The following is a 15,467-nucleotide window of genomic DNA, read 5'->3' on the forward strand; positions in this document are numbered from 1 at the left end:
CGGTCGGATGAGGGGTGCTAGGCTTCGGATCAGCCTGCAAGGAACAAATCCATGAACATTCTCGAACGCTATCACGCCATGGAATACGGCCCGGCGCCGGAGGCTCGTAACGAGGCGGATGCCTGGCTCGCGGCGCGCGATTTCGGCAAGGCGCTGTTCATCGGCGGCGATTGGAAGGCGGCGAGCGGCGGCAAGACCTTCGACACCAGCGAGCCATCTTCCGGCAAGCTGCTGGCCAAAGTCTCCGACGCCAATGCCGCCGATATTGACGCCGCGGTCTCCGCAGCAGCCAAGGCGCTGCCGAAATGGAGCGCCAGCACCGGCTACCAGCGCGCGAAAGCGCTCTACGCCATCGGCCGCGCCATGCAGCGCCACCAGCGCCTGTTCGCGGTGCTGGAGACAATCGACAACGGCAAGCCGATCCGCGAAAGCCGCGACATCGACGTGCCGCTGGCGATCCGCCATTTCATCCATCATGCCGGCTGGGCGCAGGCGCTGGACCGGGATTTTCCCGGCCACAAGGGTGTCGGCGTCGTCGGCCAGATCATCCCGTGGAACTTTCCGCTGCTGATGCTGGCCTGGAAGATCGCGCCGGCGCTTGCGGCGGGCTGTACCGTGGTGCTGAAGCCCGCCGAATTCACGCCACTCACCGCCATCTTGTTCGCCGAGATATGCGAACGCGCCGGTGTGCCGAAGGGCGTCGTCAATATCGTCCAGGGCGGTCCGGAAGCCGGTGCTGCGATTGTCAACCACCCCGGCATCCAGAAGATCGCCTTCACCGGCTCGTCCGAGGTCGGCAAGATCATCCGCAAGGCCACGGCGGGGTCAGGGAAAAAACTGTCGCTGGAGCTCGGCGGCAAGTCCGCCTTCATCGTCTTCGAGGACGCCGATCTCGACAGCGCCGTGGAAGGGCTGGTCGACGGCATCTGGTTCAATCAGGGCCAGGTCTGCTGCGCCGGTTCGCGCCTGCTGGTGCAGGAAGGCATCGCCGACGCCTTGATCGCCAAGGTCAAGGTCAGGATGAGCCGACTGCGTGTCGGCAGCCCGCTCGACAAGAACTCCGATATCGGCCCGCTGGTCGACCTGACCCAGCTCGACCGCGTCAAGGGACTGATCGCCGAGGGCGCCAGGCAGGGCGCCGTCTGCTGGCAGCCGGATGCGACGCTGCCGTCGTCGGGTTACTATCATCTGCCGACGCTCGCCACTGGCGTTTCGCCGGCTAATATCCTGGCGCAGGAAGAAGTGTTCGGGCCTGTGCTCGCCACCATGACCTTCCGCAACACCGAGGAAGCGATCGAGCTCGCCAACAACACGCGCTATGGCCTGGCCGCCTCGGTGTGGAGCGAGAACGTCAATCTTGCCCTCCATGTGGCGCCGCAGCTGAAGGCCGGCGTGGTCTGGGTCAACGGCACCAACATGTTCGACGCCGCCTGCGGCTTCGGCGGCTATCGCGAAAGCGGCTTCGGCCGCGAAGGCGGGCGCGAGGGCATGTTCGAATATCTCGCGGCGAAACTGCCGCTCGGCCCGGTCATCAAACCGGCGACATCCTCCGCGCAGCCCGTCGAGCAGGCCGATGGCGTGGCAATCGACCGCACGGCAAAGCTGTTCATTGGCGGCAAGCAAGTGCGCCCCGACGGCAATTACTCGATTGCCGTCGCGACGGCCAAGGGCAAACTCGCCGGCGAAGTCGGGCTCGGCAGCCGCAAGGATATCCGCGATGCGGTTTCGGCCGCCCGCGCCTGCAAGAGCTGGCCGGAGGCGACCGCCTACAACAGGTCCCAGGTGCTTTATTACCTGGCCGAGAACCTTTCCGGCCGCGCAAGCGAGTTTGCCGCCCGCCTCACCGAACTGACCGGGGCCAATGCCAAGGCCGCGCGCGACGAGGTGGAGCTCTCGATCGAACGGCTGTTTCTCTATGCCGGCCTCGCCGACAAGTTCGAGGGCCGCATCCACCAGCCGCCGGCCCGAGCCGTGACGCTGGCGCTGCATGAGCCGGTCGGTGTCGTCGGCATCGTCGCGCCGGACAATCAGCCCCTGCTCGGCTTCATCTCGCTGGTCGCGCCGGCGCTGGCCATGGGCAACACGGTGATCGCCGTGCCATCCGAGCGCTATCCGCTGCTCGCCACCGATCTCTATCAGGTCATCGAATATTCCGACGTGCCGGCCGGCGCCATCAACATCGTAACCGGCCGCAGCGCCGAACTTGCCGGCGTGCTGGCCAAGCACGACGACGTCGACGGGCTCTGGCTGTTCACTGACGCCGAGACCTGCGCCAAGGCGGAAGCCGACTCCATCGGCAACCTCAAGCGCGTCTGGAGCGGCAATGGCCGCAGCCTCGACTGGACCTCGGAAGAAGCCGCCGGCGATGCCTTGCTGCGCCGCGCCATCGAGGTGAAGAATGTCTGGGTGCCTTACGGGGACTAAGGCATGTCGCCCAAAAGTGCGCAGCGGTTTTGGGACAACGACATGCCTGGAGCTCTGTTGCGGTTGGTGATCGTTCGGGCTTGACGCCCGAACATATGTTCTTTAACGAGAAAAAACATCTTTATCAGTGAACTGGCACAGGCCGGACGATCGCGCCTGACTGGCACATGACGCCTTCGCCGGCCGCCGATAAAAGGCAATTGACCCAAGCAGGCGAGGAAAAGATATGGCGGATCTGGGAGGCAAGGTCGTTGTCATCACGGCGGCGGCGCAAGGCATCGGCAAGGCAAGCGCGCTGGCCTTTGCCAAGGCCGGCGCCACCGTCCATGCCACCGACATCAACGAGACGCTGCTGGCGGAACTCGCCAAGGCCTCCGGCATCAAGACCCGCAAGGTCGACGTGCTCAACGACGAGGCGGTCAATACCGCCTTCGCCGAGATCGGCGCCGTCGATGTGCTGTTCAACTGCGCCGGTTTCGTCCATTCGGGCTCGATCCTGGAGATGAAGGACACCGATCTCGATTTCGCCTTCAATCTCAATGTACGCGCCATGATCCGCACCATCCGGGCGGTGCTGCCCGGCATGCTGGAGCGCGGCGACGGATCGATCATCAACATGGCTTCGCTCGCCAGTTCGACCAAGGGCGTGCCGAACCGCTTCGCCTATGGCGTCACCAAGGCGGCGGTCATCGGCCTGACCAAGGCGGTCGCCGCCGACTATGTCGGCAAGGGCATACGCTGCAACGCCATTTGCCCCGGCACCGTCGAAAGCCCGTCGCTGCAGGACCGCATGCACGCCCAGGGCGATTACGACGCCGCCCGCGCCGCCTTCATCGCCCGCCAGCCGATGGGCCGGCTCGGCACGCCGGAGGAAATCGCCGATCTCGCCGTCTACCTGGCCGGCGCCACCTACACATCGGGGCAGGCCTACAATATCGACGGCGGCTGGTCGATCTGAGCGCCGCCCGCGGACAACGGGAAGATCGGGTTTGACGAGGGATCGCGAAGTCTGAAAATCCCGCTCGCCGGCCGTCAAAACAGGCTGTCCGCGCTTGTCGTGAAGCAGGCCGGTGGCTACGGTCCGCCCGGTTCCAGAAGGGCTGATGCCTCGGCGGAGAGTTGTAGAACGGCCATGAGGCCGCAATCAGGAGAAGATGCATGAAACTGCTGCGCTATGGCGAGATGGGGAGCGAACGTCCCGGCCTGCTCGATGCGGATGGAACGATCCGTGATCTCTCCGCCCATGTCGCCGATATTGCCGGCACCACGCTTCATCCGGCCTCGCTGGATATGCTGTCGAAGCTCGACGCGAAGTCGCTGCCGGTGGTTTCCGGCAAGCCGCGCCTTGGCGCCTGCGTTGCCGGCACCGGCAAGTTCATCTGCATCGGCCTCAACTATTCCGACCATGCCGCAGAAACGGGCGCCACCGTGCCGCCTGAGCCCATCATCTTCATGAAGGCAAGCTCGGCCATCGTCGGCCCGGACGACGACGTGCTGATCCCGCGTGGTTCCGAGAAGACCGACTGGGAAGTCGAGCTCGGCGTGATCATCGGCAGAAAAGCCAAATATGTCAGCGAAGCCGATGCGCTCGACTACGTCGCCGGCTATTGCGTCGCGCACGACGTGTCGGAACGCGCCTTCCAGGCCGAGCGCCAGGGCCAGTGGACGAAGGGCAAGAGCTGCGACACGTTCGGCCCGACCGGCCCGTGGCTGGTGACCAAGGACGAAGTGGCCGACCCGCACAACCTCAAAATGTGGCTGACGGTCAACGGCAAGACGATGCAGAACGGCTCGACCAGGACCATGGTCTATGGCGTTGCCTATCTCGTCTCCTATCTCAGCCAGTTCATGTCGCTGCACCCCGGCGACATTATTTCGACAGGCACCCCGCCCGGCGTCGGCCTCGGCATGAAGCCGCCAGTGTTCTTGAAGGCCGGCGATGTGGTGGAGCTGGGTATCGAGGGGCTCGGCCAGCAGAAGCAGACGTTCAAGGCCGACGTTTAAGCGCGCCCTTCCCTTCTCCCCCTGTGGGGTGAGAAGCGGTCCGCGCAGCGGACGAAAAGCCAACTGCTTGGCTTTTCGAGCTTCGAACGCCCTGAGCCTGCGAAGGGCCGGGTGGTGGCCGATCCACCAGCCGGGTCCCCGCTGCTCCGCAGCGTCCCGGCGTTCGCCGGCCTTTCATCGTGCCACTGGCACGATGAATTCGCTTCGCGAACCGGCTGCTCACCCCACAGGGGGAGAAGGGAAGAAGTACCGGCGCGCCCTACTTCAGCACCTTCCCATCCGCCCCGAACCGATACGTCTTCGCCGCATCCGGCGTCGCATAGAGCGTGGCGCCGGGTTCGGCGTCGTAGACGCCGAAAATCCGCACGGTGATCAGGCCGGCCTTCTCGCAATCCAGGTAAAGATTGGTGTCGGCGCCGAGATGCTCGGCATGGACGACCGTGCCCTTCCAGGCGCCGGATTTGGGATCGACGGTCAGGTGCTCGGGCCGCACGCCGATGGTCTTGGCCGTCTCGCCGAGCCGGGCGCCGTCGACGAAATTCATCTTCGGCGAACCGATGAAGCCGGCGACAAACTCGTTTGCCGGCGAATTGTAGAGCTCCATCGGGCCGCCGATCTGCTCGATTCGGCCCGCATTGAGCACAACGATTTTGTCGGCGAGCGTCATCGCCTCGACCTGGTCGTGGGTGACGTAGATCATCGTCGCCTTGAGCCGGCGATGCAGCTGCGCGATTTCCAGCCGCGTGTTGACGCGCAGTGCCGCATCGAGGTTCGACAGCGGCTCGTCGAACAGGAACAGCTTTGGCTCGCGCACCACGGCGCGGCCGATGGCGACGCGCTGGCGCTGGCCGCCGGAGAGCTCCGCCGGCCGCCTTTCGAGATAGGGCTCCAGCGACAGCATGGACGAGGCGACGCCGATGCGGCGATCGATCTCCGCCGCCGGCGTGTTCGCCTGCTTGAGGCCGAGGCCCATATTTTTCTTCACCGTCAGATGCGGATAAAGCGCATAGGTCTGGAACACCATGGCGATGCCGCGTTTTGCCGGCGGCGTGACGGAGACGTCGCCGCCATCGATCAGCACCCGGCCCGAGGTCGAATCCTCCAGCCCGGCGATGACGCGGAGCAAAGTCGACTTGCCGCAGCCCGAAGGCCCGACAAAGACGACGAACTCGCCATCCGTCACTTCTAGGTCGATGCCCTTCAGCACCTCGACCGGCCCAAAGGCCTTCTTCACGTTCTCGATCTTCAACGAGCCCACGGCAGTCCTCCAAATTGATGCGTGGGCGCGAAAGCACCCCCCTCTGGCCTGCCGGCCATCTCCCCCTCAAGGAGGGAGATTGGCAGCGTCGACCCAGGCTTTCTTCTTGCAATGTTGGTGATCGGCGAAGGCAACCGAGACAGTCGATCTCCCCCCTTGAGGGGGAGATGTCCGGTAGGACAGAGGGGGGCGCCGTAGAGCGCTGACGACGACAGCCTAGTCACAGTCGCACCGCCTTGCCGCTGCGCACGCTCTCGTCGGCGGCAAGGCAGACGGCGAGCGACCGCACCGCGTCGTCCATGTGTCTGGTGAGATCGATGTCCTCGCGGATTGCCTTGAGGACAAAAGCCTGTTCGAGATCGCAGAGATCCTGATGACCGGGTTCGCCTTCCATCGACAGCATCTCGTCCGGCCTGGCGAATTTGCCTTCCGGCCCGGTCGCGGCGCTGTGCAGACGGATGGTCGAAGTCTTGGTGTGGGTGTCGATATCGTCGGACCTCACGCCCTCCTTCATGACAATCGACACGCAGCCCTTGGGCGACATGACATCCTTCACGAAGAAGGCCGTCTCGGAAATCATTGGACCCCAGCCGGCCTCGTACCAGCCGACCGAGCCGTCATCGAACAGCACCTGCAGATGGCCGTAGTTGTACATGGAGGGCGCCACCTCCTCGGTCAGCCGCACCCCCATGCCGCGCACCTCGACTGGTTTCGCGTCGGTGATCTGCAGCATGACGTCGAGATAGTGCACGCCGCAATCGACGATCGGCGATGTCGTCCGCATCAACTGCTTGTGCGTCTCCCAGGTATGCCCCGAGGATTGCTGGTTGAGGTTCATGCGGAAGACGTAGGGACCGCCGAGTTTGCGCGCCTCGGCGATCAATCGGATCCAGGACGGGTGATGGCGCAGGATATAGCCGATCACCAGTTTTCGGCCGTTGGCTTTGGCGGCGGCGACCACGCGCTTGGCGTCCGCAACCGTCGTTGCCAGAGGCTTTTCGACGAAGACATGGCAGCCGGCCTCGAACGCTTTCACCGCATAATCGGCGTGGCTGTCGGAATAGGTGGCGACGCAAGCGACGTCGGGTTTTTCCTCGCGCAGCGCGTCGTCGAAGGAGCGCCTGATGCCATAGCCGGACAGCCCGTCAGGCAACGGCACGTCGGAGCGGTTGACCAGCGCCGCGATCTGAAAACCCGGATTGGTGTGATAGGCCAGCGCATGGCTGCGGCCCATATTGCCGAGGCCGGCGACGACGACACGGAGGGGTTTTTGCGAACTCACTTGACGGCTCCGGAGGTAATGCCGCGGATCAGTTGCCGCGAGAAGATGACGTAGAGGATCAGCACCGGCAGGATCGCCAGCGAGAGCGCGGCCAGGATGGCGTTCCAGTTGGTGACGAACTGGCCGAGGAAAAGCTGGGCGCCGAGCGTCACCGTCTTGGTCTCTTCCGACGGCGCCAGGATCAGCGGGAACCACAGATCGTTCCAGATCGGGATCATGGTGAAGACGGCGACGGTCGCCATCGACGGCCGCACCAGCGGCACCACCAAGCGGAAGAAGATGGTGTATTCCGACAGGCCGTCGATGCGGCCGGCATTCTTCAGGTCGTCGGAGACCTGCTTCATGAATTCGGACAGGATGAAGACGGCCAGCGGCAGGCCTTGCGCGGTGTAGACCAGGATCAGCGCCGTCAGCGTGTTGACCAGCCCGCTCGCCACCATCAATTGCAGGATGGCGACGGTGGCGAGGCGGATCGGGATCATGATGCCGAGCGCCAGGTACAGCCCCATCAGCGTGTTGCCGCGAAAGCGGTACTCCGACAGCGCGAACGCCGCCATGGCGCCGAACAGAAGCACGAAGAACAGTGAGCCGACGGTGACGACGAGGCTGTTCTGGAAATAGTGGATGAAGTCACCCTGGCCGATCACGGTGGTGTAGCCGATCATGTCGAAGGTTTTCGGCGTCGGCGGCGTCAGCGGCGCGCCGAAGATGCCGGCGCGCGACTTGAACGAATTCATGATGACCAGAACCACCGGGAAAAGCGCGATCGCCGTGTAGGTCAGCAGAATCGCGTGAGCGCCAATGGTGCGGGGCAGTGATCGGGTGGCGATGCTCATTGGAAAAACTCCCAAGCGCACAGAGAGGCTGGTTCCAAGGCGCCCCCCTCTGGCCTGCCGGCCATCTCCCCCTCAAGGGGGGAGATCGGCAGCGTTGGCCTTGCCGCCCACTTTGCAACGTTGGCGATTGGCGAAAGCAGTAGTGACATCTGATCTCCCCCCCTGAGGGGGAGATGGCCGGCAGGCCAGAGGGGGGTGTTCAGCCGTGACATCTCCGCCCTCAGAACTGGTAGCGACGCAGGCGCGTCTGGATGAGGAAGAGGTAGACGCAGACACCGCCGAGGATGATCAGGAACATGATCGTGGCGATGGTCGCGCCCATGTTGGGGTCGCCGACCTGCAGCTGGAAGCCGAAGAAGGCGCGGTAGAGGAAGGTGCCGAGAATATCGGTCGAATAGTTCGGCCCGGCGAGCGCGCCCTGTGCGGTGTAGATCAGGTCGAAGGCGTTGAAATTGCCGACGAAGGTGAGGATCGAGATGATGCCGATCGACGGCAGGATCAGCGGCAGCTTGATCTTCCAGAACTGCGACAGGCCGGTGATGCCATCGCATTCGGCCGCTTCGATCACCTCTTCGGGGATCGACAGCAGCGCGGCATAGATCAGCATCATCGGAATGCCGATGAACTGCCACACCGAGATCAGGCTGAGCGCGGTCAGCGCGTATTGCTCCTTGCCGAGCCACGGCGTGAACAGGCTTTTCAGGCCGACGAAGTCGAGCAGATGCGGCGCCACCCCCCACAGCGGCGACAGGATCAGCTTCCAGGCGAAGCCGACGATGACGAAGGACAGGATGGTCGGCACGAAGATCGCCGTGCGGTAGAAGGCCGAGAACCGCAGCTTCGGGCTGGACAGGATGGCGGCCAAAAGCACGCCGACCGGGTTCTGCACCAGCATGTGGATGATGAAGAACCAGACATTGTTGCGCAGCGCGTTCCAGAAATTCACCGACCAGTTGGGGTCGCCGAACAGGGCGCGGAAATTGTCCAGGCCGACGAAGACCTGGGATTGGTCGACGTTGCGGAACAGCGAAAGCTGCAGCGTGCCGGCCAGCGGCAGGATCATGATCGCCGTATAGACCAGCACCGCCGGCGCCAGGAAGACGGCGATATGCCAGCGGAACGGTCTTTTCGGTCGTGTTTGTGCGGCCATGAGTTCGGTCCCCGCCGTCTCTCGGTTCCAGACGATGTGATGCTAGATGATGCCTCGATGCATGGCCCAACCTTGCCCGGCGCGGCAAGACAAAGGCCTGCGACTGATCAGCTAGCCTTCCCCGACAAGAGCAGGGTAAAGCCGTGAGGCAGAGCCGACAATCGCAATATGAAACAGGATAATCCGGAACCGGCCGGACATGCGCCCAGCCGGCTCCGTTGCTGGGCTCTTACTTCGCCGGCTTGTACCAGCTGTCGAGGCCGGTCTGCAGCTTCTTGGCCGCGGCTTCGGGCGTATCGGTGCCGTTGATGACGTTGGCCGATTCAACCCAGGTCTCGTTTTCGAGGTTCGGCGTGCCGCGCGACAGGATCTGGTAAGTCGAGCGAATCGTCGACTTGCACTTGCCGCGCCAGGAGACGAATTCCTGCGCCAGCGGGTCCTGCATCTTCACCGGTGCGGAGTTCAGGCTGAAGAAGCCCGGCAGCGCGTTGGCGTAGATGGTGGCGAAATCAGGCGAGGCCACCCAGGACAGGAAGGTCTTGGCCGCGTCCGCATGCTTGGAGGCTGCGTTCAGGCCCATGCCGATATCGGTATGGTCGGAGATGTAGCAGGTGTCGCCTGCCTTCTCGACCGGCGGCGGGAAGGCGCCCATCTTGAACTGGGCCTGCGTGTTGAACAGGCCGATTTCCCACGAGCCGGCCGGGTAGATGGCGGCGCGGCCGAGCGTGAACAGGTTCTGGCTGTCCGGATAGGTTTGGGCTTCGAAGCCGTCGCCGAGATATGGCTTCCACTTGGCCAGTTCCTCGTAGGGAGCGACCCAATCCTTGTCGGTCAGCTTCTGATCGCCCTTGATCAGCGCCTTGCGGCCGTCCTCGCCCTTCCAGTAGTTGGGGCCGATGTTCTGGTAGCCCATGGTCGCGGCTTCCCAGAGGTCCTTGGTGCCCATCGCCATCGGGATATAGGTGCCGTCGGCCTTGATCTTGTCGAGCGCGGCGAAGAACTCATCGCGGGTCTGAGGCACCTTGATGCCGAGCTTGTCGAAGGCGTCCTTGTTGTAAATGAAGCCGTGGATGACGGATGCCATCGGCACGCAGAAGCTCGCCTTGCCGTCATCGGTCTGCCAGGCGGACTTGGCGACGGGCGAGAAGTTTTCCATGCCGGGCAGTGCGGAGAGATCGGCAAGGTTGCCCTTCTTGAACAGTTCGAGCGACTTGTCGAACGGGCGGCAGGTGATCAGGTCGCCCGCCGAACCGGCGGCGAGCTTGGCGCCGAGCGCGGCGTCATATTCGGTCGGAGCCGAGGGGGCGAACACCACCTTGATGCCGGGGTTCTTGGCTTCGAAGGCCGGGATCAGCTTGTCCTTCCAGATGGCAAGGTCGTCGCCGCGCCAGCTTTCGATGTTGAGCGTTACGTCCTCGGCGTGAGCCAATCCGGCCGAGCCGAGAATGCTGGTGCCCAAAAGCAGTGCCGTCAGTAGTTTCGTTGTCATGCTCAGTCTCCCTGTTGACCTTTTTCAGGTTCGGTTTTGATGAGAACCTAGGCTTTGGAGCCCTTGTTCCCCTCGATCGCGGAAAGGGCTGGCCGCAGCTTATGGCCTGTCCGTTCCAGTATCTTCTGCGCCGCGTCGGCGCTGTCGGCGCCGGCGGCGAGCAGAATGGCGGTCTTGACCGCGCCGCCGCTCTTTTCGAGCAGGCTAGCGGCCTCTTCGTGCCCGCGGCCGGTGACAGCGGCAACGATGCGCGCCGCGCGGTCGCGCAGCTTCATATTGTCGGCCATGAGGTTGACCATGTAGCCGTCATGGACATGACCAAGATGAATGGCGGTCAGCGTCGACAGCATGTTGAGTGCGATTTTCTGCGCCGTGCCGGCGCCCATGCGGGTCGAGCCGGCGATGACTTCCGGCGGTGTTTCGAGCAGGATGGCGGTGTCGGCTTGCCGGAGCAGAGCCGAGTCCCTGTTGTTGGCGATGCCGATGGTGGCGGCACCCCGGCGCCGCGCGTCCTCGATGGCGCGCACCGCATAGGGCGTCGTGCCGCTGGCGGAAAGAGCGATCAGGCAATCGCCCGCGCCGACGCCGGCATTGGCGACCGCGGTCGAGGCCTCCTCGGTATCATCCTCGGGCCCGCCGGCCAGCGTCCTGAAGGCTTCGTCGCCGCCGGCGATCAGGATGGCGATGCGGTCGCGCTGGATGCCGAACGTGCCGGGCAGTTCCAGGGCATCGGCCAGCGCCATCAGGCCGGAACTGCCGGCCGCGGCATAGGCAAGCTTGCCGCCGCTGCTCAGGCAGCCGGCAATGATCTCGGCTGCCCTGGCGATAGAGGGAATGGCATTGCGGACGGCCTTCGCGGCCTCGACCTGCGCATCGGCCAGCGAGCGGAGGATCGCTTCGGGAGCCTGGATATCCAGCCCCTCGGCATTCCCATGCAGCGCTTCGGTGCGCGTTTCGACCATCCCAGTTCCTCCAATCCACAAAACAATACCAAAAAAATACCACTTGTCCACACGCATTAACGAATTCGTGGACGGGAAATCACTGAGCCGACGAATTGCCCAGTTTTCTCAATGAACTGCGGCGTAATCTTTTTGAAACGGAAATTAACCCTTGGCTATTGGTATTTTATTGGTATTATTCGCCCGGAGGAGAAATCGCGTGAAATTCGTGCTCGGAATCGATGGCGGCGGCACCAGCTGCAGGGCCGCGCTGGCTACAGTGGACGGCGTTGTCGTCGGCCGCGCCAAAAGCGGCGCCGCCAACATCCGCACCGACCTCACCGGCGCCCGCTCGAACATCGTCGATGCGGCGCGGCAGGCTTTCATCGCCGCCGGGCAAGATCCCGAGCTAATCCCGCAAACACCGGCCATTCTCGGGCTTGCCGGCGCCAATGTCGGCACCTACCGGCAGCAGCTCGAGGCGATCCTGCCGTTCAGCACCAGCCGTGTCGAGACCGATGCCGAAATCGCGCTCGAAGGCGCGGTCGGTTCCGGTGACGGCGCGATGGCGATTCTTGGCACCGGCACAGCCTATATGGCGCGCAAGGATGGCAAATCGCGCGCCATCGGCGGCTGGGGGTTCCAGGTCGGCGACCAGGGCAGCGGCGCCCGCATCGGCCGCGACCTACTGGAACAGACATTGCTCGCGCATGACGGCGTGCGCCAGGCCTCGCCGCTGACCGACAGCATGATGGCCGTTTTCCGCAACAATCCCGAGGACGTGGTCGAATTCACCACCAACGCCAAACCAGGCGATTTCGGCGGCTTCGCGCCGAAAGTGTTCGAACACGCGCAAAAAGGCGACATCGTCGCCAACTGGATCCTCGACAGAGCGGTCGCCGATGTCGAGGCCTCGCTCGGCGCGCTCGACCTCGCGGCCGGAGCGCCGCTCTGCCTGCTCGGCGGGCTGGCGCCGCTCTATGCGCCGCGCCTGTCGGCGCGCTACCGTGCCCTGCTGAAGGAACCGCTCGACGACGCGCTTGGCGGCGCGGTGCAGATGGCGGCGCGTCTGTTCGCCAGGCCGGAGGCCACACGATGAGCGATGCCGCCGACCAGATCTTCGCCGCGCTCAAACAATCCTCGCAAAGCGGTGCGCCGCTTTATCTGCAGCTGCGCAAAAGCATCGAGGACGCCGTCAATCGTGGCCTGATCGGCCCGGGCGACGCGCTGCCTTCCGAGCGCGACATCGCCACCAAGGCCGACATTTCGCGCGTCACCGTGCGCAAGGCGGTGCAGGACCTGGTCAAGGGCGGCATATTGGTGCAGCGGCACGGCTCCGGCACCTTCGTGGCGCCGCGCATGGAACGCGTCGAACAATCGCTGTCGCGGCTGACCTCCTTCACCGAGGACATGGCGCGGCGCGGCATGGCCGTGCGCTCGGCTTGGCTCGACCGCGGCCTCTACGCGCCGTCGCCCGACGAGATGATGGTGCTCGGCCTGTCGTCGAACGAACTGGTGGCGCGCGTGGCGCGCCTGCGCATCGCCAACGACACGCCGCTGGCGATCGAACGCGCCTCGCTGTCGGCCAGCGTGCTGCCCGACCCGGCCGGCATTGGCTCCTCGCTCTACGCGGCACTGGAACTGACCGGCAACCGGCCGGTGCGCGCCGTGCAGCGCATCTCCGCCGCCAATCTCGGCGATGGCGACGCGCGCCTGCTCGAAGTGCCGCCAGGCATTGCCGGCCTGCACATCGAGCGTATTTCTTATCTGGCGAGCGGCAAGGTGATCGAGTTCACCCGCTCCATCTACCGAGGCGACGCCTATGATTTCGTCGCCGAACTGCGGCTGACAGGGCCAAGCGAAGAGGGCCGACCATGATTGCCAACACCACTCATATGCAGCGCGAGATCGAGGAGATCCCGCAGGCCGTCGCCCGCCTGCTCGACGGCTCGGGAGCGGTGCTGGCCGAAGCCGGGCGCGGCATCAGGGAACGCGACCCGCATTTCGTCGTCACCGTGGCGCGCGGCTCGTCCGACCATGCCGCCACCTTCATGAAATATGCCGTCGAGCTGACCGCGGGACTTGCCGTCGCCTCGGTCGGCCCCTCCATCGCCTCGATCTATGGCCGCAAGCTGCGGCTCGGCGGCTCGGCCTGCCTGGCGATCTCGCAGTCGGGCAAGAGCCCCGACATCGTCGCCATGGCCGAAACCGCCCGGGCCGGCGGCGCGCTGACCATCGCCGTAACCAACACCGCCGATTCGCCGCTCGCACGGGTCTCGGATTTCGCCATCGACATCCTGGCCGGCCCCGAGCGCAGCGTCGCGGCAACCAAAACCTTCATCAACTCCGCCGTTGCTGGGCTCGCCCTGATGGCGCATTCGACCGGCGACGAAGCGCTTCTCGCGGCACTGGCCCGCCTGCCCGAGCATTTCGGCAAGGCGATCGCCTGCGACTGGATGAGCGTGCTGGCCGAAACGATCGAGAAGCAGAAGTCGCTGTTCATCCTTGGCCGAGGGCCGTCGGCGGCAATGGCCAACGAAGCGGCGCTGAAGTTCAAGGAGACCTGCGGCATGCATGCCGAGGCCTACAGCGCGGCCGAAGTCATGCACGGCCCGCTGGCGCTGATCGGCCCCGACTTTCCGGTGCTGGCGCTGGCCGCGCGCGACGCCTCCGAGCCCTCCGTCGCCGAAGCCGCCGACAGCCTGGCGGCCAAGGGCGCGCCGGTGTTCGTCACCTCGGCACTCGCCAATCGTGCCACGCGCCTGCCGCATGTCGCCACCGGTCACCCGCTGACCGATCCGCTGACGCTGATCGTCTCCTTCTACATGTTCGTCGAGGCCTTTGCCCGGCATCGCGGCCTCGATCCGGACGCACCACGCAACCTTCGCAAGGTGACGGAGACCGTATGAGCGATCGTTTTGCCCTGACCGGCGCCCGTATTTTCGACGGCGACGACTGGCATGAAGGCGCAGCACTTGTCGTGCGCGACGGCCTCGTCGAAGCCATGCTGCCGCAAGCCGCGCTTCCCGGGGATATCCGCGCCATCGACACCGGTGGCGGCATGCTGGTCCCGGGCTTTGTCGATATCCAGGTCAATGGCGGCGGCGGGGTGATGCTCAACGACCATCCCGACGTCGCCTCGATCGAAACCATCTGCCGCGCGCACGCGCCGTTCGGCACGACGGCGCTGCTGCCGACGCTGATCACCGACACGCCCGCAATCACCGCCGCCGCGATCGCCGCCGGCGAAGCGGCAGCGCTGCAGAAAGTGCCGGGTTTTCTCGGCCTGCATCTGGAAGGTCCGCATCTGTCGATCGCCCGTAAGGGCGCGCACGATCCGGCGCTGATCCGGCCGATGACGGACGCCGACCAGGCCATGCTGATCGCGGCACGCGACAAGTTGCCGGTGCTGCTGACCACGATCGCGCCGGAATCCGTCGACGCGGCCCGCGTCAGGGCGTTGGCCAAGGCCGGGATCATCGTCAGCCTCGGCCATTCGGACACGGGCCATGCCACGGCAAAAGCCTTCGCCGAGGCCGGCGCCAGCGTCGTTACCCACCTCTTCAACGCGATGAGCCAGATCGGCAATCGCGAGCCCGGACTGGCGGGCGCGGCCATCGACATTGGTACCTTGTCGGCCGGCCTGATCGCCGACGGCATCCATGTCCATCCGGCCACGATCAGGATCGCGCTCAATGCCAAGCGGGGACCGGGCAGGATCGTGCTGGTCACCGACGCGATGGCGACCATCGGCACCGATATGAGCTCGTTCACGCTCAACGGCCGCACCATCTACCGCAAGGACGGGAGCCTCAGGCTTGCCGACGGCACGCTGGCTGGCGCCGACCTCGACATGATCTCTGCAATCCGGTTCATGCACCGCACCGTTGGGCTCGAGCTGTCCGAAGCCCTGCGCATGGCCTCGCTCTATCCGGCGCAGGCAATCGGCCAGTCGCACCGGCTTGGCCGCTTCGCCAATGGCACGGCGGCGGACATCGTTGCGCTGTCGGACGATCTTGGCATAGGAAGCGTCTGGATCGGCGGCGACAAGGTGTTCGAGGCTGTCGCTCCCCGCTGAGAGCG

General features: G+C 64.8%; 13 protein-coding genes. 7 read left to right on the top strand and 6 right to left on the bottom strand.

Translation table 11 applies throughout. The features are described from left to right. Positions 1–51 precede the first annotated feature (51 nt). The 3 genes from O7A60_RS02280 to O7A60_RS02290 all read left to right on the top strand — a co-directional run bounded on the left by O7A60_RS02280 (position 52) and on the right by O7A60_RS02290 (position 4,428). Positions 52–2,424, top strand: coding sequence for an aldehyde dehydrogenase family protein (locus O7A60_RS02280; RefSeq protein ID WP_337104823.1), 2,373 nt, complete (start codon positions 52–54; stop codon positions 2,422–2,424). A gap of 226 nt (positions 2,425–2,650) precedes the next feature. Next, complete coding sequence (locus tag O7A60_RS02285; RefSeq protein WP_337104824.1) at positions 2,651–3,382, top strand: SDR family oxidoreductase; 732 nt, start codon at positions 2,651–2,653, stop codon at positions 3,380–3,382. 200 nt (positions 3,383–3,582) lie between these two features. Then, positions 3,583–4,428, top strand: coding sequence for a fumarylacetoacetate hydrolase family protein (locus tag O7A60_RS02290; RefSeq protein WP_337104825.1), 846 nt, complete (start codon positions 3,583–3,585; stop codon positions 4,426–4,428). A 259-nt stretch (positions 4,429–4,687) separates the two neighbouring features. Here O7A60_RS02290 and O7A60_RS02295 read toward each other — a convergent pair whose 3' ends face one another. The 6 genes from O7A60_RS02295 to O7A60_RS02320 form a co-directional block, all read right to left on the bottom strand. Next, a complete protein-coding gene (locus O7A60_RS02295; protein WP_337104826.1) occupies positions 4,688–5,686 on the bottom strand; it encodes an ABC transporter ATP-binding protein in 999 nt (332 codons plus the stop codon). 220 nt (positions 5,687–5,906) lie between these two features. Then, complete coding sequence (locus O7A60_RS02300) at positions 5,907–6,968, bottom strand: Gfo/Idh/MocA family protein (protein WP_337104827.1); 1,062 nt, start codon at positions 6,966–6,968, stop codon at positions 5,907–5,909. Continuing rightward, positions 6,965–7,804 (bottom strand): carbohydrate ABC transporter permease, encoded by an 840-nt coding sequence (locus tag O7A60_RS02305; protein WP_027142496.1) that lies wholly within the window; start codon positions 7,802–7,804, stop codon positions 6,965–6,967. Before O7A60_RS02305 ends, O7A60_RS02300 begins: the two co-directional genes overlap by 4 nt. Positions 7,805–8,024: 220 nt before the next feature. After that, a complete protein-coding gene (locus O7A60_RS02310) occupies positions 8,025–8,954 on the bottom strand; it encodes a carbohydrate ABC transporter permease (protein ID WP_337104828.1) in 930 nt (309 codons plus the stop codon). Positions 8,955–9,183: 229 nt separating this feature from the next. After that, positions 9,184–10,443, bottom strand: a complete 1,260-nt coding sequence (locus O7A60_RS02315; protein ID WP_337104829.1) for an ABC transporter substrate-binding protein — start codon at positions 10,441–10,443, stop codon at positions 9,184–9,186. Between the two features lie 47 nt (positions 10,444–10,490). Further along, complete coding sequence (locus O7A60_RS02320; RefSeq protein ID WP_337104830.1) at positions 10,491–11,405, bottom strand: N-acetylmuramic acid 6-phosphate etherase; 915 nt, start codon at positions 11,403–11,405, stop codon at positions 10,491–10,493. A 199-nt stretch (positions 11,406–11,604) separates the two neighbouring features. Between O7A60_RS02320 and O7A60_RS02325 the strand changes: the two genes are divergently transcribed. The 4 genes from O7A60_RS02325 to nagA are packed head-to-tail and all read left to right on the top strand — an operon-like array spanning position 11,605 to position 15,462. Beyond that, complete coding sequence (locus O7A60_RS02325) at positions 11,605–12,483, top strand: glucosamine kinase nucleotide-binding domain-containing protein (RefSeq protein ID WP_337104831.1); 879 nt, start codon at positions 11,605–11,607, stop codon at positions 12,481–12,483. After that, a complete protein-coding gene (locus O7A60_RS02330; RefSeq protein WP_027142499.1) occupies positions 12,480–13,262 on the top strand; it encodes a GntR family transcriptional regulator in 783 nt (260 codons plus the stop codon). Before O7A60_RS02325 ends, O7A60_RS02330 begins: the two co-directional genes overlap by 4 nt. Continuing rightward, positions 13,259–14,293, top strand: a complete 1,035-nt coding sequence (locus O7A60_RS02335) for an SIS domain-containing protein (protein WP_337104832.1) — start codon at positions 13,259–13,261, stop codon at positions 14,291–14,293. The genes O7A60_RS02330 and O7A60_RS02335 overlap by 4 nt, the downstream gene beginning before the upstream one ends. Beyond that, complete coding sequence (nagA, locus tag O7A60_RS02340; protein ID WP_337104833.1) at positions 14,290–15,462, top strand: N-acetylglucosamine-6-phosphate deacetylase; 1,173 nt, start codon at positions 14,290–14,292, stop codon at positions 15,460–15,462. The genes O7A60_RS02335 and nagA overlap by 4 nt, the downstream gene beginning before the upstream one ends. The last annotated feature ends 5 nt before the right edge of the window (positions 15,463–15,467 follow it).

Origin of the sequence: Mesorhizobium salmacidum (SeqCode) (assembly GCF_037179605.1) — a bacterium.
Lineage (GTDB): Bacteria > Pseudomonadota > Alphaproteobacteria > Rhizobiales > Rhizobiaceae > Mesorhizobium > Mesorhizobium salmacidum.

Excerpts from the sequence above, each read along its gene's own strand:
- O7A60_RS02310 (WP_337104828.1), bottom strand. The coding sequence starts at position 8,954 with ATGGCCGCACAAACACGACCGAAAAGACCGTTCCGCTGGCATATCGCC.
- O7A60_RS02280 (WP_337104823.1), top strand. The coding sequence starts at position 52 with ATGAACATTCTCGAACGCTATCACGCCATGGAATACGGCCCGGCGCCG.
- O7A60_RS02285 (WP_337104824.1), top strand. The coding sequence starts at position 2,651 with ATGGCGGATCTGGGAGGCAAGGTCGTTGTCATCACGGCGGCGGCGCAA.
- O7A60_RS02335 (WP_337104832.1), top strand. The coding sequence starts at position 13,259 with ATGATTGCCAACACCACTCATATGCAGCGCGAGATCGAGGAGATCCCG.
- O7A60_RS02315 (WP_337104829.1), bottom strand. The coding sequence starts at position 10,443 with ATGACAACGAAACTACTGACGGCACTGCTTTTGGGCACCAGCATTCTC.
- O7A60_RS02305 (WP_027142496.1), bottom strand. The coding sequence starts at position 7,804 with ATGAGCATCGCCACCCGATCACTGCCCCGCACCATTGGCGCTCACGCG.
- O7A60_RS02290 (WP_337104825.1), top strand. The coding sequence starts at position 3,583 with ATGAAACTGCTGCGCTATGGCGAGATGGGGAGCGAACGTCCCGGCCTG.
- O7A60_RS02330 (WP_027142499.1), top strand. The coding sequence starts at position 12,480 with ATGAGCGATGCCGCCGACCAGATCTTCGCCGCGCTCAAACAATCCTCG.
- O7A60_RS02320 (WP_337104830.1), bottom strand. The coding sequence starts at position 11,405 with ATGGTCGAAACGCGCACCGAAGCGCTGCATGGGAATGCCGAGGGGCTG.
- nagA (WP_337104833.1), top strand. The coding sequence starts at position 14,290 with ATGAGCGATCGTTTTGCCCTGACCGGCGCCCGTATTTTCGACGGCGAC.